The organism is Microbacterium phyllosphaerae (assembly GCF_017876435.1).
Taxonomy (GTDB): Bacteria; Actinomycetota; Actinomycetes; order Actinomycetales; family Microbacteriaceae; genus Microbacterium; species Microbacterium phyllosphaerae.
The window spans coordinates 337,342-355,331 of the sequence record NZ_JAGIOA010000001.1 but is presented as its reverse complement, the minus strand read 5'-3'; the positions used below and the strand labels follow the sequence as shown (position 1 = coordinate 355,331).

General features: G+C 69.5%; 15 protein-coding genes. 14 read left to right on the top strand and 1 reads right to left on the bottom strand.

Annotation, left to right across the window (positions count from 1 at the left end; translation table 11 throughout):
• The first annotated feature begins 60 nt into the window (after positions 1–60).
• The 9 genes from JOF42_RS01630 to JOF42_RS01590 all read left to right on the top strand — a co-directional run bounded on the left by JOF42_RS01630 (position 61) and on the right by JOF42_RS01590 (position 9,412).
• Positions 61–1,740, top strand: a complete 1,680-nt coding sequence (locus tag JOF42_RS01630) for a glycoside hydrolase family 13 protein (protein WP_210096253.1) — start codon at positions 61–63, stop codon at positions 1,738–1,740.
• Between the two features lie 62 nt (positions 1,741–1,802).
• Complete coding sequence (locus JOF42_RS01625) at positions 1,803–2,789, top strand: metal ABC transporter solute-binding protein, Zn/Mn family (RefSeq protein ID WP_210096252.1); 987 nt, start codon at positions 1,803–1,805, stop codon at positions 2,787–2,789.
• Positions 2,786–3,640 carry a metal ABC transporter ATP-binding protein gene (locus JOF42_RS01620; RefSeq protein ID WP_307803505.1) on the top strand — a complete coding sequence of 285 codons (855 nt, stop codon included), beginning with the start codon at positions 2,786–2,788 and terminating at the stop codon, positions 3,638–3,640. Before JOF42_RS01625 ends, JOF42_RS01620 begins: the two co-directional genes overlap by 4 nt.
• Before the next feature lie 5 nt (positions 3,641–3,645).
• Positions 3,646–4,515 carry a metal ABC transporter permease gene (locus JOF42_RS01615; protein WP_210099040.1) on the top strand — a complete coding sequence of 290 codons (870 nt, stop codon included), beginning with the start codon at positions 3,646–3,648 and terminating at the stop codon, positions 4,513–4,515.
• Positions 4,516–4,636: 121 nt separating this feature from the next.
• The gene (locus JOF42_RS01610; RefSeq protein WP_210096251.1) at positions 4,637–5,053 is read left to right on the top strand and encodes a Fur family transcriptional regulator; all 417 of its coding nucleotides are present in this window, start codon (positions 4,637–4,639) and stop codon (positions 5,051–5,053) included.
• A gap of 20 nt (positions 5,054–5,073) precedes the next feature.
• The gene (locus JOF42_RS01605; RefSeq protein WP_210099039.1) at positions 5,074–6,084 is read left to right on the top strand and encodes a permease; all 1,011 of its coding nucleotides are present in this window, start codon (positions 5,074–5,076) and stop codon (positions 6,082–6,084) included.
• Positions 6,077–6,889, top strand: coding sequence for a TIGR03943 family putative permease subunit (locus JOF42_RS01600; protein ID WP_210096250.1), 813 nt, complete (start codon positions 6,077–6,079; stop codon positions 6,887–6,889). Before JOF42_RS01605 ends, JOF42_RS01600 begins: the two co-directional genes overlap by 8 nt.
• Entirely contained in the window at positions 6,879–8,678 is a 1,800-nt protein-coding gene (locus JOF42_RS01595) for an Ig-like domain-containing domain (RefSeq protein WP_245340692.1), read from the top strand. Before JOF42_RS01600 ends, JOF42_RS01595 begins: the two co-directional genes overlap by 11 nt.
• Positions 8,679–8,683: 5 nt before the next feature.
• Positions 8,684–9,412, top strand: a complete 729-nt coding sequence (locus JOF42_RS01590) for a DNA-3-methyladenine glycosylase (RefSeq protein WP_210096249.1) — start codon at positions 8,684–8,686, stop codon at positions 9,410–9,412.
• Here the strand turns inward: JOF42_RS01590 and JOF42_RS01585 are convergent.
• A complete protein-coding gene (locus tag JOF42_RS01585) occupies positions 9,352–10,362 on the bottom strand; it encodes a LacI family DNA-binding transcriptional regulator (RefSeq protein ID WP_210096248.1) in 1,011 nt (336 codons plus the stop codon). The two genes, JOF42_RS01590 and JOF42_RS01585, sit on opposite strands and share 61 nt — an antisense overlap.
• Before the next feature lie 140 nt (positions 10,363–10,502).
• Between JOF42_RS01585 and JOF42_RS01580 the strand changes: the two genes are divergently transcribed.
• The 5 genes from JOF42_RS01580 to JOF42_RS01560 all read left to right on the top strand — a co-directional run bounded on the left by JOF42_RS01580 (position 10,503) and on the right by JOF42_RS01560 (position 17,944).
• Positions 10,503–12,512, top strand: a complete 2,010-nt coding sequence (locus tag JOF42_RS01580) for a beta-galactosidase (RefSeq protein ID WP_210096247.1) — start codon at positions 10,503–10,505, stop codon at positions 12,510–12,512.
• Positions 12,509–13,438, top strand: a complete 930-nt coding sequence (locus tag JOF42_RS01575; protein WP_210096246.1) for a carbohydrate ABC transporter permease — start codon at positions 12,509–12,511, stop codon at positions 13,436–13,438. Before JOF42_RS01580 ends, JOF42_RS01575 begins: the two co-directional genes overlap by 4 nt.
• 5 nt (positions 13,439–13,443) lie before the next feature.
• Positions 13,444–14,340, top strand: a complete 897-nt coding sequence (locus JOF42_RS01570; protein WP_210099037.1) for a carbohydrate ABC transporter permease — start codon at positions 13,444–13,446, stop codon at positions 14,338–14,340.
• An 86-nt stretch (positions 14,341–14,426) separates the two neighbouring features.
• Positions 14,427–15,761 (top strand): ABC transporter substrate-binding protein, encoded by a 1,335-nt coding sequence (locus tag JOF42_RS01565; RefSeq protein WP_210096245.1) that lies wholly within the window; start codon positions 14,427–14,429, stop codon positions 15,759–15,761.
• 62 nt (positions 15,762–15,823) lie between these two features.
• On the top strand, positions 15,824–17,944 hold the full coding sequence (locus JOF42_RS01560; RefSeq protein ID WP_210096244.1) for an alpha-galactosidase: 2,121 nt from the start codon (positions 15,824–15,826) through the stop codon (positions 17,942–17,944).
• Positions 17,945–17,990: the final 46 nt, after the last annotated feature.

The window sequence follows — 17,990 nt, the reverse complement described above, 5'->3', positions numbered from 1 at the left end:
GGCTGCCCGCCGGTCCGCGCCGCACACACCAGACCGCAACACGAAGGAGCACCACCCCTCATGACCGATGCGCTTCTCCTCGAGACCCGCGACGACACGACGGCAGCCTGGTGGCGACAGGCCGCCGTCTACCAGATCTACCCCCGCAGCTTCGCCGACGCGAACGGTGACGGGCTCGGCGACATCCCGGGCATCGTCTCGCGGGCCGACTACCTGCAGGAGCTCGGCATCGACGCCGTGTGGCTCAGTCCGTTCTATCCGTCCGCCCTCGCCGACGGCGGCTACGACGTGGCCGACTACCGCGACGTCGACCCACGCCTGGGCACCCTCGACGACTTCGACGACATGGTCGCTGCTCTCCATGATCGCGGCATCCGCGTGGTCGTCGACATCGTGCCGAACCACTCGTCGGATCTGCACGAGTGGTTCCAGGAGGCGCTCGCCGCAGGCCGCGGCTCGGCGGCGCGGGAGCGGTACATCTTCCGTGAGGGCTCCGGCCCCGACGGCTCCGAGCCCCCGACCGACTGGACCGCCGCGTTCGGTGGATCGGCGTGGGAGCGCGTCGAGGACGGCCAGTGGTTCCTGCACAGCTTCGCGCCCGAGCAGCCCGATCTGAACTGGGATCACCCCGAGGTGCGCGAGGACTTCCTGACCACCCTGCGCTTCTGGTCGGATCGCGGTGTCGACGGCTTCCGCATCGACGTCGCGCACATGCTGACCAAGGACCTCAGTGAGCCGCTTCCGAGCACCGCAGAGCTCGAGCTGCTGCCGCACGACGGCAACCACCCGCTGCACGACCGCGACGACGTGCATGAGGTGTACGCCGAGTGGCGTCGCGTCTTCAACGAGTACGACCCTCCTCGCACGGCTGTGGCCGAGGCGTGGGTGAGCACTCCCGAGCGCCGAGCGAAGTACGCGTCAGCCGAGGGGCTCGGCCAGGCGTTCAACTTCGACCTGCTCGTGGCCGACTTCGACGCGACGCAGTTCCGCACGATCATCTCCGACAACCTCGCGCAGGCGCGCACGACCGGTTCGTCGACGACGTGGGTGCTCTCGAACCACGATGTCACCCGGCACGCGACCCGATACGGACTCGCTCCGCTGGCGGGCCGCACGGGCGTCAAGCAGGGTGTGGAGTGGGTCGCGGCCGGGGGCCCCGGCGACCAGCTCGACCGTGAGCTCGGTCTGCGCCGGGCGCACGCCGCGACGCTGCTGCTGCTCGGCCTGCCCGGCAGCACCTACCTCTACCAGGGCGAGGAGCTCGGACTGCAGGAGGTCGCCGAGATCGGACCCGACGAGCGCCAGGATCCGGCGTTCTTCCGCGGGGCGGAGTTCGACGGACTCGGGCGGGACGGATGCCGCGTGCCGCTGCCGTGGACGGCATCCGGATCGTCCTTCGGCTTCGGAGCTGGCGACGCGCATCTTCCGCAGCCCGAGTGGTTCGCCGAGCACGCCGTCGATGTCGAGGAATCCGACCCGTCGTCGACGCTGTCGCTCTATCGCGAGGCCCTGCGCCTTCGTCGCGAGCTGCAGACCGACGAGAGCCTCGAATGGATCGAGACCGGGCGCGCCGACGTGCTGCGCTTCGCGCGTCCGAACGGCTGGCAGATCGTCACGAACTTCGGTACCGAACCCTTCGACCTCGGAACGGATGCCGCGGACGTCGTACTCGGCACAGTCGTCGACGGTGCGGTGTCCGGAGACTCGACCGTCTGGATCGCGCCGGGGCTCCTCGGGTAAGCCCACAGGGGCGGCGAACGGCTGATTTGATAATGGTTCTCATTAGCGTTTAGAGTGAGAGCATGAAGAAGCCGCTCGTCGCCCTCGCCCTCGCATCCGTCGCCGCACTCTCGCTGGCCGGATGCTCCACCACCCCCGCGGCGGGGGAGGGCGAAAGCGGCACGGTCACGGTCGCGGCGAGCACCAACGTCTACGGCTCACTCGCCGCGCAGATCGGTGGCGACCGCGTCGACGTGACCTCGATCATCACCTCGGCCACGCAGGATCCGCACTCGTACGAGGCCTCGGCCCGTGACCGCCTGACGGTGCAGAAGGCCGATCTCGTGATCGAGAACGGCGGCGGATACGACGCGTTCATCGACACGCTGCTGCAGGATGCCGCCGACCCGCACCTGGTGACCGCCGTCGAGTTCTCGCACGACTTCCCGGGCAACGAGGGCCACTCCGATGAGGACGCCGCGACCGAGGAGGAGCACGACCACGACCACGGCGAGGAGGGTCACGAGGGGCACAACCACATCGAGGGCTTCAACGAGCACGTCTGGTTCGACCCGCACACGATGATCCACGTGGTCGAGGCGATCGCCGATGAGCTGACGGCCATCGACCCGGACGGCGAGGCGGACTTCACCGCGAACGCCGAGGAGATCGTCGCCGACCTCGAGGGCTTCGAGACCGACCTCGAGACCCTCAAGACGGATGCCGCAGGAGCGAACGTGCTCATCACCGAGCCGCTCCCGGGCTACCTCGCCGCTGCGGCCGGTCTCACCGACGTCACGCCCGAAGGATTCGCCGAGGCGGTCGAGGAAGGCAGCGACGTCGCCCCCGCGACCCTGCTCGAGACCCTCAACGTCATCGACGGCGGAGACGTGCAGGCCGTGCTCACGAACGCGCAGACCGGCGGGGCCGAGACGCAGCGCGTCGAGGATGCCGCAACGGATGCCGGCATCCCGCTCGTCGCCTTCACGGAGCTGCTCCCTGACGGATCGTCGTACTCTGAGTGGATGAGTGACGCGATCCAGAGCCTCGCCGACGCGCTCCAGTCGTGAGCGCCGCCGCCGACGCGCGGGCAGGAGCCGAGAAGACGACCCCGGTGCTCGAGGTGCGCGGAGCAGCCCTCCATCGCGGCGACCGAGAACTGTGGTCGGGCCTCGATCTGACGGTCGACCCCGGCGAGTTCATCGCCGTGCTCGGGCCCTCGGGATCGGGCAAGACGACGCTGCTGCGCAGCATCCTCGGCCTCCAGCCGCTGTCGGCCGGCGAGATCACCGTCGCGGGCGGACCCGTGCGCAAGGGCAACCCGCGCATCGGCTACATCCCGCAGCAGCGCTCGCTCGCCCCCGACACGAGCATGCGTGCCCGCGATCTCGTGGCCCTCGGCGTGCAGGGAAGCCGATTCGGCTTCCCGATCCCGCACCGAGGCGACAGGGCCAAGGTCGATCAGCTGCTCGCCTCGGTCGGCGCGTCGCACTACGCCGATCGTCGGGTCGGACTGCTCTCGGGCGGTGAGCAGCAGCGGCTGCGCGTCGGGCAGGCACTGGCCGACGAGCCCAGCCTGCTGCTGTGCGACGAGCCGCTGTCGAACCTCGACCTCGCGAACCAGGTCGCCGTCACCGACATCATCGACCGGCAGCGTCGTGATCGCGGGGCGGCGGTGCTGTTCGTGACGCACGACATCAACCCGATCCTCGGCCGCGTCGACCGCATCCTCTACATCGCCGGCGGACGCTTCGTGCTCGGCACCCCCGAAGAGGTGCTGCAGACGCGGGTGCTCACCGAGCTGTACGGCACCCCGGTGTTCGTGCTGCGTGCCGGCGACCGGCTGGTCGTCGTCGGCGTTCCGGATGCCGAGCCCCACCACCTGCACGACCACGATCACGACCACGGAGGTGCCGCATGAACGTCATGACCGGCATCGTCCAGGCTGTCGACTGGAGCGACGTCTTCTCGTTCCAGGACTACGGCGAGCTCGTCGCCCTGCTCGCGAACTCGATCATCGCCGGTGCGGTGCTCGGCATCGTCGGCGGACTCATCGGCGTCTTCGTGATGCAGCGCGACCTCGCATTCGCGGTGCACGGCGTCAGCGAGCTCTCGTTCGCCGGCGCCGCCGCGGCGCTGCTGTTCGGCGGGAGTGTGGTCGTCGGTTCCCTCGGCGGCGCGCTGGTCGCGGCGATCCTGATCGGCATCCTCGGATCCAAGGCCCGTGACCGCAACTCGATCGTCGGCGTGCTCATGCCGTTCGGCCTCGGCCTCGGCATCCTGTTCCTGTCGCTCTACGACGGACGCAGCGCCAATCGCTTCAGCCTGCTCACCGGGCAGATCGTCTCGGTCTCGAGCCCCGACCTCGGCTGGCTGCTCGGCATCAGCATCGTCGTGCTGCTCGGGCTTCTGCTCATGTGGAACCCGCTGCGCTTCGACTCGCTCGACCCCGAGTCGGCTGCCGCCCGCGGCGTGCCCACCCGGGCGGTGAGCCTGCTGTTCATGGTGCTGCTCGGCCTGATCGTCGCGGTCAGCGTGCACATCATCGGGGCGCTTCTCGTGATGGCGCTGCTGGTGACGCCAGCGGCGGCGGCGATGCGCATCACCGCGGGGCCCGTGGCCGTGCCGCTGCTCGCCGCACTGTTCGGGTTCGTGTCGGCGGTCGGCGGCATCCTGCTCGCGCTCGCCGGCACCCTGCCCGTGAGCCCGTACATCACGACCCTGTCGTTCACGATCTACGTCGTGTGCTGGATCATCCAGCGTGCCCGGGGCGGTGTGCGCCGCGTGCGGGCCTGACGGGTGCTTCGAATCGCGCACTTTGCAGGAAATCGGTCCCCGGATCTGCAAAGTGCGCGATTCGAAAGCCCGAGGACAGCTCCCAGGGCCCGGCAAGGGCTGCGCACCTAGAATCGTCGGTATGGCTCAGCGGAACACCTGGCAGCGCGAACGCGTGCGCGAAGCCCTCGCCGACGCGCGCGGGTTCGTCAGTGCGCAGAACCTGCATGCCTCGCTCCGCGACGACAACACCGGCATCGGCCTGGCCACGGTCTACCGTGCGCTGGCCGGACTCGCGGCATCCGGCGACGCGGACTCGTTGCAGAGCCCCGAGGGCGAGGCGCTCTACCGCGCCTGCACGACCCAGGGCCACCACCACCACCTGATCTGCCGCAACTGCGGACTCACGGTCGAGATCGAAGCCACCGACGTCGAGCAGTGGGCGCACCGCACCGCTGCCCTGCACGGATTCACGGATGCCGCGCACGTCGTCGACATCTTCGGGCTCTGCGCCGCGTGCACCAACAAGCGCGACGCCGAAGAGGCAGCGAACGCGTGACCACCCAGGCCGCCCCGCGGATGACGCACTCGCAGCGCCCCACCCGATCGCCGCGCTCGCCGTGGATCGGGGTCGCGCTCGGCGCGGCGATCGTGGCGGCGCTGTTCCTGGTCGACCGGTTCCTCCCGACCCTCTACACCGCGACCCTGCCGAATCGGGCGCAGGACGGTCTGACGCTCGCGATGAGCGTGTTGATCGAGGCGCTGCCGTTCGTGATCCTCGGCGTGCTGCTGTCGATCGTCGTGCAGGTGTGGCTGCCTGCCGACGTCATCCACCGCTGGCTGCCGAAACGCGCCTGGGCGCGCCGAGCCGTGCTGTCGCTGCTCGGCATGCTGATCCCGGTCTGCGAGTGCGGCAACGTCCCCTTCGCGCGCGGCCTGATGATGCGGGGCCTCGCTCCCGCCGAGGCGCTGACCTTCCTGATCGCCGCACCGATCGTGAACCCGATCGTCATCCTCACGACCCACGCGGCATTCGGCTTCGACGACGGCATCCTGGTCGCGCGTCTCATCGGCGGCTACCTCATCGCGAACCTGATCGGCTGGATCTACAGCCGTCACCCCTCGCCCGACGCCCTGCTCACGCAGCGCTTCATCGACACGTGCGACCGCGTCACGCATGAGCCCGGAACGCCGGTGCGCCGCAGCCTGACGCAGTTCCTCGTCGAGCTGCGCGCCGTGATGCCGGCGCTCGTGATCGGCTCGGCGCTCGCCGGAGCCGTGCAGGTGCTGATCCCTCGCGACGTGCTGCTGGCGATCGGCTCGAACCCGGTGCTGTCGATCCTCGCGATGATGGCCCTGGCGATGACGGTCGCGATCTGCTCCAACGTCGACGCGTTCTTCGCCCTGTCTTTCGCGTCGACCTTCTCGTCGGGCGCTCTTGTCGCGTTCCTGCTCGTCGGTCCGCTGGTCGACGTGAAGATGCTCGCCCTCATGCGCACGACCTTCACCACCCGCACGCTCGTCGGCATCGTCGGCGTGGTGGTGTTCGCCGCCTTCGCGATCGGGATCGGGGTGAACGTCTTTGTCTGATCACACGCACCCGCACACAGATCACGCCCCGTCGCGGGCCCGCGCTCTCGGCTCTCGGTGGCTCGGCATCGGCCTCGCCACCGTCATCTCGGTCGTCACACTCGGGCTCGGCCTCACCGGCCGGCTGAACCTCTACATCAGCCCGGAGTCGGTGTGGTTCGCCTGCGCCGCCGCCGTCGTGACACTGGTGGGCGCGATCTGGTCGTGCACGCTGCCGCTCGGCGACGAGGGCGACCACGGGCACGATCACGGGCACGATCACGGTGACGTCTCGGAGACGGATGCCGCACCACGATCGCCCCGCCGCGCCCTCGCCGTCGCGAGCACTGTGACGGGTGGGGTCATCGCCTCGGGCGTCGTCGTCGCGGCTCTCGTGCTGCCGCCCGCATCGCTGTCTGTCGAGCTCGCGATGTCGCGGGTCGGCGAGCAGACGGCCCTCTTCGCCGGCGCCGACGACGTGACGCTCGGCGTCGCCGACACCTCGACCTTCGGTGTGGGCGACTGGGCGAGCGTGTTCGCGACGGCGACCAACACCGCCGCCTACGACGGCAAGACCGTCACGCTGACCGGTTTCGTCACTCCCACGGATGCCGACGAGGTCAACCTCACGCGCCTGGTCATCACGCACTGCGTGATCGACGCGCAGCCGGCGACCCTGCCCGTGACGATCGATGCGGGCGAGTTCGACACCGGCCAGTGGGTCGAGGTCGAGGGCACGATCAAGGCGGATGCCGACGGCTCGCTGCACGTCGAGCCGAACTCGGTCACCCCGATCGACGAGCCCCAGGACCCGTATGAGTACTGACGACGAGCGCCCCGAGGTGCCCGAGCGGCCCCGGACGCGCGCCGAGCTGCGCGCGGCCCGCGAGGCCGAGGCTGCTGCGGCGGCTCCCTCGTCGAATGACGACGGCGGAGGGGACCGAGACGACCCGCCTCCCGCGACGGAACCGGGAGCCGTCGCACAGGCGGTCCCCCCGACGGGCGAGAACTCCCCCGTGGCGCGCCCGAACGACGGTGAGCGGCCGACGCGTTCGACCTTCGTCCCGCCGGACGCCGACTCATCCACCACGTTCGCTGTTCACTCCTCGGACGAGGCCACGCCCCCGGGTCGCTTCACCACCGACGACGCGTCCCGCGCGCCGGGTACGTCGAAGCCGGCGAAGGAGCCCAAGCCCGCGAAAGCGCCGAAGCCCGCGAAAGAACCGAAGCCCGAGAAGCCGACGGCCTCTCACGACCGCCGATTCCTGCTGGCACTCGGCGCCGTGCTCGGCATCCTCGTGCTGGTCGGAGCCGGACTCGGCGCTGTCAGCCTCACCCAGGGGCCGCGCATCACCGACGTGCAGGTGAATCCCTCCGAGGCGATCGAGACGTCGGGAAGCCGCGTCATCCTCACGGCCAACCAGTCACTGGCTGCGCTCGACGAATCCCAGGTGACGGTGGAACCGGCGGTGCCGTTCACCCTCGACGCCGCGGGCAGGGGCATCGGCATCCGATTCACCGTTCCGCTCGACGACGACACCGAGTACACGGTGAAGATCGCCGACGCCGTGGGAGCGGGAGGCGGACCGACCGCGACCCTGACGACGAGCTTCTCGACTCCCGCGTCGAGCCTCTTCCTGCTGCGCCGCGACGCCGAGGGCGAAGACTCGATCTTCCGCACCGATCTGTCGGGTGAAGGGGTCGCGGTGTTCACCGCCGACAAGATCAACGACTTCCGCGCGACGTCGTCGCAGCTCGTCGTCTCGCTCGAAGAGGACGACGGCTCGAAGCTCCTCGTGATGGACCGCGACGGCAAGAACCAGAGGGAGCTCGCCCTCCCCGGAGTCGGCTACGTCGGCGCGATCCAGGTGTCCGACCGCGGCGGGCTGGTCGGGTACAGCTACTCCGACAAGAAGCTCAGCGACACCGAGGGGCGCGCGAGCGTGCTCGTCACCCAGTCGCTCAGCGGCGATGACGAGCCCGTGGTCACCGAGGTCGGTGACAAGGAGGCGAACATCTTCGTCTGGCAGTTCGTGCCCGACAGTTCCGCCGTGCTGTTCATCGACTTCGACGGGGCCCTGTCGCTGGTCGACCGCTCGACGGACGCCGGTGTGCAGTCCCTGGGCCTCGCGACCACCATCCAGGGCGTCTCCCGCGGCACCTACACGGCCATCGTCGAGCGACTCGACGGCACGGTCGTCGAGCTCAACCTCACCGACGGCACCGAAGTGCCGCTGGAGGCGTCGGACCCCGACTACGGAACCGCCACGACGATCACGCCGTTCCCCGGAGGCACGCTCCGCCACGTCGTCGCCCGCGACGCGAACGGCATGCCGAGCGGTCAGGCGGTCGTGCGCGTCGACGACGACGGAAAGGCGACACCGCTCGTCGAGGTCGATTCGACCGATTCGATCCTGCAGGCGTGCGCCTCGCCCAGCGGTCAGTACGCCGCGGTCGTGATCGCTCCCGACCTCGCCGACAACCCCTACGACCAGATGCTGCTGCCCCTGCCGCAGCAGCTCGAGACGCATCTGCTCGACCTGCGCACCGGCGATGAGATCGTGGCCCTCACCGGCTTCGACGCGTCGTGGTGCCAGACGGCTCCGCAGTTCTAGACACGATGTCGTCAGACGCTCTGCATCGCGTCACCCGCGCCGAACTCGACGGGCTGGCCGTCGATGTCGCCCCTCGGCTGCTCGGGGCCGAACTGCGCACGGTCGTCGCCGGCTCCGAGGTGCGCCTGCGGCTGACCGAGGTCGAGGCGTATCACGGGCACGGCACGGGTCCCCGGGTCGACCCGGGTTCGCACGCGCGCATGGGCCGAACGGCCCGCAACGCGACGATGTGGGGCGCGCCCGGCCATCTGTACGTGTACCTGAGTCACGGCATCCACTCGTGCGTCAACGTCGTCTGCGGGCCCGAGGGGCAGGCCGGCGGAATCCTGATGCGCGCGGGGGAGGTCGTGGCGGGAGTGGATGCGGTGGCGGTGCGCCGCGGCGCGACGCCTCCGCTCACCCGGACGGCGCTCCGCGACCTTGCGCGAGGGCCGGGGCGATTCGGGCAGGCGGTGGGCCTGCGGCATCCGATCCACGACGGCGTCGATGCGGTCACGGGCGACGAGCTCGAGGGCGCCCGCGCAGAGCTGTGGGTGCGTGACGAGCCCGTGCCGGACATCGCGACGGGACCACGCGTCGGGGTGGCCGGTATCGCCGGCACCGAGGCGTTCCCGTGGCGCTTCTGGATTGCGGGCGATCCGACGGTCTCACCGTTCCGCTGGGGGAGGGGAGCTCAGGCCGAGTCTCTCCACACGACCGGCGTCGGCAGCATGATCCCGGCACGCGGACGCTGATCGTCGCGCAGCTGCGCGAGCACGGATGCCGCGGCGGCGGCTCCGAGTCCCTCGGCCGGCTGGTCGACCGTGGAGAGCTGCGGCGTGGTGCGCGTCGCCCACGTGCTGTTGTCGAAGCCGACCACGCCCACGTCTTCCGGAACCCGGCGTCCGGCTTCGCGGAGGGCCCACATCGCTCCGGCCGCCACCGCATCGGACGCGGCGAACACGCCGTCGATGTCGGGCACGCGCGCGAGCAGACGCGCCATCGCCGCGGCGCCGTCGGCGTACGAGTACAGCGGCACCTCTTCGACGAGGTCGGGGTCGAAGGCGTCGCCGAGCGCGTCGGTGAAGCCTGCGAGACGGTCGGTGCCCGAGTCGCGGTCGAGGGCGGCGGCGATCATTCCGACCCGGGTGCGCCCCGTCGCCAGGAGGCGTGAGGTCACGGCCTTCGCGGCGCCGTGGTTGTCGACGCCGACCCACGCGGCATCCACGTCGGGCGGATGACCCACGTAGGCGACCGGAAGATCGAGCCGCATCACGGCCTTGGTGATCGGGTCCTGCGCGCGGGCCGAGACGATGACGGCGCCGTCGACGAATCCGCCGTTGAGGTAGCGCGCGACGCGTTCGGTGTCTCGCACTGAGTCCACCACCAGGCACACCATCTGGTAGTCCGCCTCGGACAGCGTCTCGTTCGTGCCGAGCATGATCGCGCCGATGTTCGGGTCCTCGAGGAACAGCGCGTGCGGCTCGTGCACGATGAACGCGATGGCCTGCGTGCGCTGGCGCACGAGGTTCTGCGCGGCGGTGTTCGGCACGTAGCCGACCTCGCGGATCGCGTCTTCGATCGCGGTGCGTGCGGAGTCCGACACGTACCCGCCGTTGATGACGCGGCTGACGGTCCCCCTCGACACCCCGGCCACGCGCGCCACGTCGTGCACGGTGCTGCGACGACGGGCGGAAGTGCTCATGATCGACAGCCTAGCGACCCGGACTTGACGGGATTCACCACGACATGCGACGATGTGTGCACGTTCACAGAAATCCCGATCGCTGTTCTCATGCCGCGAACTGTGCACGTGCACACATGAATCGCAAAGGAGCGTCACCGATGGCCGCCGCTGTGTCCGACCGCATCGCCACCCTCTCCGCAGGGCGCGGCCTCGTCTTCGGATGCGACTACAACCCCGAGCAGTGGGACCGCAGCGTCTGGCCCGAAGACGTGCGGCTCATGCAGCAGGCCGGCGTCGGACTCGTGGCGATCAACATCTTCGGCTGGTCGTCGATCAACCCGGCCAGGGCAGTGTGGGACTTCAGCGCGCTCGACGAGATCATCGCGCTCCTGCACGCCGCCGACATCCGCATCAACCTCGGCACCGGCACGGCCTCGCCCGCGCCGTGGCTCACCGCCGCGCACCCCGAGATCCTCCCGGTCGGCGAAGACGGCACGGTCTTCCAGCAGGGCGGACGCCAGGGCTACTGCCCGAGCTCGCCGGTCTTCCGCGCGTACGCCGCCGAGGTCGTCACCCGCGTGGTCGAGCGCTACGGCGACCACCCCGCCGTGTCGCTCTGGCACGTGTCGAACGAGCTGGGCTGCCACAACGCGCTCTGCTACTGCGACACGAGCGCCGAGGCGTTCCGCGGCTGGCTGCGCGACCGCTACGACCACATCGACGCGCTCAACCGCGCGTGGGGCACGACGTTCTGGAGCCAGCGCTACAGCGACTTCGACGACGTGCGTGTGCCCGCGCAGGCCCTCTCGCTGCGAAACCCCGGTCAGATCCTCGACTTCCAGCGGTTCAGCTCCGACGAGCAGCTCGCGCTCTACCGCGCCGAGGCCGAGATCCTGCGCGAGCGCAGCGACGTGCCGGTCACGACCAACTTCATGGTCACCGCGCACATCCGCAACCTCGACTACTGGTCGTGGGCGGGCGACATGGACCTGATCGCCAACGACCACTACCTCGACCGCCGCCTCGACGACGCGCGGGGAGAGCTCTCGTTCGCCGCTGACCTCACGCGCGGGCTCGCCGAGGGTGCGCCCTGGCTGCTGATGGAGACCTCGACCGGCGCCGTGAACTGGCAGCCGTACAACCTCGCCAAGGCCCCGGGCGAGATGCAGCGCAACATCGCCGCGCACGTCGCCCGCGGTGCCGACGGAATCTGCTTCTTCCAGTGGCGGGCGTCGACCCAGGGTGCCGAGAAGTACCACACGGCACTCGTGCCGCATGCGGGTGAGGATTCCGACCAGTGGCGCGAGGCCGTCGAACTCGGCGGTCTGCTCGAGCGTCTCGGCGAGGTCGCCGGCACGCGGGTCGCCGCGGACGCCGCCCTGTTCTTCTCCTGGGAGAGCTGGTGGGCCGCCGAGAACGAGGGCCGCCCGAGCGAGGCGCTCACCTACCTCGGCCAGGTGCACGCGGCGCACGCAGCTCTCTCGGATGCCGGCATCACGACCGATGTCGTGCGCCCCGGCAGCGACCTCGACGGCTACCGCCTGCTGATCGTTCCTGCACTGCACCTCATCAGCGACGCGGATGCCGCCGCCATCGTCCGCGCGGTCGAGAACGGCGCCACGGCTCTCATCACGTTCTTCAGCGGCATCGTCGATGAGCAGGACCGGGTGCGCACCGGCGGCTACCCCGGCGCATTCCGCGACCTGCTCGGCATCCGCTCGGAGGAGTTCGCGCCCCTGCGTCCCGACGAGTCCGTCACGCTGACCGACGGCTCGACGGGCACCGTCTGGAGCGAACGGCTCAAGACGACGGATGCCGAAGTCGTCGCGTCGTACGTCGACGGCCCCTCCGCCGGTCGGCCTGCCGTCACGCGACGCGCCGCCGGTGCCGGTGAGGCCTGGTTCCTCGGCACGCAGCTCGCCCGCGACGCATACGGCCGACTGGTCGCGCAGCTCGCAGCATCCGCGGGCGTCTCCCCGATGCCCGGCGCAGGCCCCGACGTCGAGATCGTGCGACGCACGGGCGAGACGGGGTCGTTCCTGTTCGTCATCAACCACGGATCCACGGATGCCGAGATCTCGGCATCCGGACACGACCTCGTCACCGACGCTCCCGCCACCGGCCTCGTGCCGGCCGGAGCGGTCCGCATCATCAAGGAGGATGTATGACCACCACGCTCACCGCTCCGGCGGTCGCCTCAGCGTCGACGGCGCCGGGTCGCCGCCGACGCATTCCGCACAAGGGAGCCATCGCGTTCCTGATCGTGCCGTTCGGCGTCCTGTTCGCCCTCTTCTACGTCGTGCCGATCGCCTACGCGTTCTGGCAGTCGCTGCTGGTCGTGAAGCGCGACGGCACGTTCGGCAAGGCCGAGCAGGTGTTCGGCGGTCTCACCCAGTACGTGCTCGTCTTCCAGAACGAGGCGTTCTGGGCGTCGATGGGGCGGATGCTCATGTTCGGCGTCGTGCAGGTGCCGGTCATGCTCGGCCTCGCGCTGCTGTTCGCGCTGCTGCTCGACTCGCCGCTCGTGCGGGGCAAGCGCTTCTTCCGCCTCGCGTTCTTCGTGCCGTACGCAGTACCCGGTGTCATCGCCGCGATCATGTGGGGTTCGCTCTTCTCGCCCAACCTGTCGCCGTTCACCGCGATCACGAAGCAGATTGACTTCCTCGGAGCCGACCTCGTGCTGTGGTCGATCGCGAACGTCGTCACCTGGGTCTACGTCGGCTACAACATGCTGATCATCTACTCGGCGCTGCTGTCGATCCCGCAGGAGCTCTACGAAGCGGCTCGCCTCGACGGCGCCAGCCAGTGGCGCATCGCCTGGTCGATCAAGATCCCGCTGGTGCGCCCGGCGATCGTGATGACCGCGATCTTCTCCATCATCGGCACTCTGCAGCTGCTCGCCGAGCCGCAGGTGTTCCGCTCGTTCAGCTCGGCGGTCACCAGCACGTTCACCCCGAACATGACCGTGTACGCCACGGCATCCATCCCGAACACCAACCTGGCGGCCGCCTTCTCGGTCGTGCTCGCCGTGACGACGTTCGTGCTGTCGTTCGGATTCATGAAGTACATGCAGCGCAAGGAGCAGAACGCATGAGCACCATGTCGATCGTCGCCCCTGGTCGGGGGTCGCGCCGGAACGCCTCGCGCCCGAAGGCCGCACGCGAATCGGGCATCTCGCGCACCGGCGCCATGCTGATCATGGCCGTGTTCACGGTCTACTTCCTGCTGCCGCTGTGGTGGCTGCTCGTCGCCTCCAGCAAGGAGACCGGCGACATCCTGACCACCGCTCCGCTGTGGTTCGCCGACTTCCACCTGTTCGACAACATCGCCGAGCTCTTCACCTACCGCGATGGGATCTACCTGCGCTGGCTGCTGAACTCGGTGCTCTACGCGGCACTCGGCGGGGCCATCGCCACTCTGCTCGCCGCCATGGCCGGCTACGCCCTGGCGAAGTACCGGTTCCCCGGTCGCGACCTGCTGTTCGACATCGTGCTCGGCGGAGTGCTCGTGCCGGCGACGGCGCTCGCGCTGCCCCTGTTCCTGATCTTCAGCCAGGCGCAGCTGACGAACACCTTCTGGTCGGTGTTCCTGCCCTCGATCGTGAGCCCGTTCGGCGTGTATCTGGCCCGCATCTTCGCGGCCTCCTCGGTGCCGGACGAACTTCTCGAGGCGAGCAGGCTCGACGGCGCGGGTGAGATCCGCACGTTCTTCACCGTCAGCATCCGCCTGATGACCCCCGCTCTGGTGACGATGTTCCTGTTCCAGTTCGTGGCCATCTGGAACAACTTCTTCCTGCCGATGATCATGCTGCGCAGCGAAGAGCTCTTCCCCGTCGTCTTCGGTCTCTACAACTGGAACAACCAGCTGAACCAGCTGCCAGAGCTCCGCGGTCTCGTCCTGATCGGCGCTCTGCTGTCGGTCATCCCGCTGATCGTCACCTTCCTCCTGCTCCAGCGCTTCTGGCGCAACGGACTGGGCGCCGGCGCCCTGAAGTGAGCAGGCGGCCGACCGGACCGACCGGGCGGCCACCCCTTCGCACCACCCACCCGCACCACCCCCATCGCATCCACGAAAGGATCGAAATGCAGCATTCGAAGATGAAGGCAGCCGCTGTCATCGCCATCTCGGCGTTCGCGCTCGCCGGTTGCTCGGCGTCCGGCGGAGACAGCTCCGGCACCGGCGGCGACGCCGCCGCCTCGTGCACCCCGGCCGACGGCGACGTCACGCTCGAGTTCACCTCCTGGATCCCCGGCATCGAAGACGTCGTGAAGATCTGGAACGACGCCAACCCCGAGATCCAGGTCGACGTGCAGACCGGCCCGAACGGCAACGGGGGCACGTACCAGAACTTCTTCAACCAGATCAAGGCGGGCGACGCCCCCGACCTCGGCCAGATCGAGTACGACGCCCTGCCGAACTTCCTCGTGCAGGACGGCATCGAAGACCTCAGCGCCTGCGAAGACGTCGTGGCCTCCGAAGACCAGTTCGTCGACTGGGCCTGGGGCCAGGTGACGCTCGGCACCGACAGCGTCTACGGCATCCCTCAGGACACCGGCCCCATGGCGCTGTTCTACCGCGCCGACCTGTTCGAGAAGAACGGCATCGAGATCCCCACCACCTGGGACGAGTACCGCGATGCCGCGGTGAAGATCCGCGCACTCGGCGGATACATCACCAACTTCTCGCAGTCCGACATCAACCAGTTCGCCGGGTTCGCCTGGCAGGACGGCGCTCAGTGGTTCTCGAGCGACGACGAGGGCTGGACGGTCTCCCTCGCCGACGACGCCACCACCACGGTCGCCGACTTCTGGCAGAGCATGCTCGACGACGACCTCGTCGCGACGGTTCCCGCCTGGACCGACGAGTGGAACAACGCCTACAACTCCGGCGAGGTCTGGACCTGGAACTCCGCCGTCTGGGGTGCCAACTCGATCTCGAGCGGTGCCCCCGACACCGCCGGCAACTGGGCCGTCGCACCTCTCCCGCAGTGGGAAGAGGGCGGATCCGCCGCCGGCAACTGGGGCGGCTCGTCGACCGCGGTCCTCAAGGGCAGCGAGCACGTCTACGAGGCGACCAAGTTCGCTCTGTGGCTCAACACGTCGGATGAGGCGCTGACCGCGCTCGCCGAGGCGGCCAACCTGTACCCGGCCACCACGGCGGGGCTGACGCTGCCGGTCTACGCCGAGGGCGTCGACTTCTACGGCGGACAGAAGATCTACGACGTCTTCGCCGACGCCGCCACCCAGGTCTCGCCCGACTTCGCGTGGGGCCCGACCATGACCCAGACCTACTCGGACGTGTCCGACGGGTTCAAGGCCGCGGTCTCGGGCAGCGGAACGCTGCTCGACGCGATCGAGAAGGGTCAGACGGCGACCGTCGACGCGCTGAAGGCCGCGTCGATCCCCGTCAAGGAGTAACACCCCTCGGAGGCCCGCCCGTATGCTCACGGGCGGGCCTCCCTTTTCGTCTGGAGCGGCAAATGAGCGAACTCGTCCACCTGACCTCGGCCGGCGTGAGCGTCGTGATCGACACCGCCGGCGCCCGCATCCTGCACTGGGGAGCGGCGCTCGACCCCGCCGATCTGACGGCGCTCGCAGGGTCGTCGACCGGCTCGGTGACGTTCAGCTCGTTCGATGCTCCCCGGGTCTTCCCGCTGCTCGCCGTCGAGGCCGACGGGTGGTCGGGCGCACCGGCGCTCGCCTGGCATCGCGGCGGTCTGCACAGCGCTCCGCTGCTGCGCTCGATCGGGTGGGCGGCGACGGAGACCACGCTGCGCGCGGAGTTCTCGGATGCCGCGGCCGGCGCCTCGGTGCTCCTCGATCTCGACCTGGATCCCTTCGGTGTGCTGAGCGCGCAGGTATCGGTCACGAGCACCGGCGACGGCACCGGGCCGCTCGATCTCCTGGCCGCCCGCATCCTGCTCCCGGTCCCCGCCCATGCCACCGAGGTGCTCGACCACACCGGCCGCTGGACCGGCGAACGGCACCCGCAGCGAGGCACCCTGCGACACGGTGCGCATCTGCGTCAGGTGCGCCGCGGTCGCGGTGGACACGACGCTCCGTATCTGACCGCCGTGGGAACAGACGGGTTCGGCTTCCGCCGGGGGGAGCTCTGGGCCGCGCACGTCGCGTGGAGCGGCGACCTCGAGGTCGGCGTCGAGAGGCTGCCCGAGGGCGCCGGTGTGCACGGCGCGGTGCTCGGTGGGGGAGAGCTGCTGCTCCCCGGCGAGATCCGGCTCGCGGCGGGGGAGACCTACGTCTCTCCTCGTGTGTTCCTCACCTATGGCGACAGCGGCCTCGACTCGGTGTCTGCGCGCCTGCACCAGACGGTGCGCGGGTTCGCCGCGCACCCGACCACGCCGCGACCCCTCGTGCTCAACACGTGGGAGGCGGTGTACTTCGACCACGACCCGGCGAAGATCGTCGAGCTCGCGGAGGCTGCGGCATCCGTCGGGGTCGAGCGGTTCGTGCTCGACGACGGATGGTTCCGTGGTCGCCCAGACGATCGGTCGGGGCTCGGCGACTGGTACATCGATCACGCCAAGTGGCCCGAGGGGCTGCGGCCGCTCGCGGAGCACGTGCACGGGCTCGAGATGCAGTTCGGCCTCTGGTTCGAGCCTGAGATGGTCAACCCGGTGTCGGACCTCGCCCTGCAGCATCCGGACTGGGTGCTGCAGGCGTCGCCCGACTCGCCCACCTGGCGGCACCAGAAGGTGCTCGACCTCACGAACCCGGATGCCGCGGCATACCTTCTGGAGCGCCTCGACGCGCTGGTCTCCGAGATCGGCGTCGATTTCATCAAATGGGACCACAACCGCGACCTGCATGCGGCGGTGTCACCGCGCACGGGTCGCGCGGCCGTGCACGCCCAGACCGCGGCGTTCTACGCCCTGCTCGACGCGCTACGCGAGCGGCATCCAGATCTGGAGATCGAATCGTGCGCGAGCGGCGGCGCCCGCGTCGACCTCGGCGTGCTGCAGCGCACGCAGCGCGTCTGGGCCTCGGACTCGAACGACCCGGTGGAACGTCAGCGCATCCAGCGGTGGACCGGCACACTCGTGCCGCCGGAGGTCGTGGGCTCGCACGTCGGGCCGCCGATCGCCGAGACGACTCATCGCGCAGCATCCCTGCCCTTCCGCATGACGACCGCGCTGTTCGGCCACGCCGGCATCGAGTGGGACATCACCGGATGCACGGATGACGAGCGTGCGATGTTGGCTCGCTGGACGGCGCTCTACCGCGAGCTGCGCCCGCTGCTGCACTCGGGTGTCACGGTGCGCAGCGACGAGGTCGACGACGAGACCCTGCTGCACGGCGTGGTCGCGGTCGACGGTTCACGCGCGGTGTTCGCGTGGGTGAGGCTCGGTGCCTCGGTCGATGCGTTCACGCCGCGCACCAGGATTCCGGGGCTGCAGGCGGGGGAGCGGTATCGGCTGCGGGTGCGCGAAGAGCTCGGATCGGTGGGACGCCATCAGGTCTCGGACCCCGCATGGCTCGGCGAGGGGGTCGAAGCATCCGGCTCCTTCTTCGAGTCCGTCGGGGTACCGCTGCCGCTGCTGGCGCCGGGGGCGGCGCTTCTGCTCGAGGCCGTTCGAGTCTGAACCTCGGTCATGCTAAACTGACTCTTTGTCTGCGCACACTCCTGTG

Coding starts and splice junctions, on each gene's coding strand:
- JOF42_RS01590 (WP_210096249.1), top strand. CDS start 8,684: ATGTCGTCAGACGCTCTGCATCGCGTCACCCGCGCCGAACTCGACGGG.
- JOF42_RS01595 (WP_245340692.1), top strand. CDS start 6,879: ATGAGTACTGACGACGAGCGCCCCGAGGTGCCCGAGCGGCCCCGGACG.
- JOF42_RS01605 (WP_210099039.1), top strand. CDS start 5,074: ATGACGCACTCGCAGCGCCCCACCCGATCGCCGCGCTCGCCGTGGATC.
- JOF42_RS01585 (WP_210096248.1), bottom strand. CDS start 10,362: ATGAGCACTTCCGCCCGTCGTCGCAGCACCGTGCACGACGTGGCGCGC.
- JOF42_RS01565 (WP_210096245.1), top strand. CDS start 14,427: ATGCAGCATTCGAAGATGAAGGCAGCCGCTGTCATCGCCATCTCGGCG.
- JOF42_RS01580 (WP_210096247.1), top strand. CDS start 10,503: ATGGCCGCCGCTGTGTCCGACCGCATCGCCACCCTCTCCGCAGGGCGC.
- JOF42_RS01575 (WP_210096246.1), top strand. CDS start 12,509: ATGACCACCACGCTCACCGCTCCGGCGGTCGCCTCAGCGTCGACGGCG.
- JOF42_RS01560 (WP_210096244.1), top strand. CDS start 15,824: ATGAGCGAACTCGTCCACCTGACCTCGGCCGGCGTGAGCGTCGTGATC.
- JOF42_RS01630 (WP_210096253.1), top strand. CDS start 61: ATGACCGATGCGCTTCTCCTCGAGACCCGCGACGACACGACGGCAGCC.
- JOF42_RS01610 (WP_210096251.1), top strand. CDS start 4,637: ATGGCTCAGCGGAACACCTGGCAGCGCGAACGCGTGCGCGAAGCCCTC.
- JOF42_RS01615 (WP_210099040.1), top strand. CDS start 3,646: ATGACCGGCATCGTCCAGGCTGTCGACTGGAGCGACGTCTTCTCGTTC.
- JOF42_RS01570 (WP_210099037.1), top strand. CDS start 13,444: ATGTCGATCGTCGCCCCTGGTCGGGGGTCGCGCCGGAACGCCTCGCGC.
- JOF42_RS01625 (WP_210096252.1), top strand. CDS start 1,803: ATGAAGAAGCCGCTCGTCGCCCTCGCCCTCGCATCCGTCGCCGCACTC.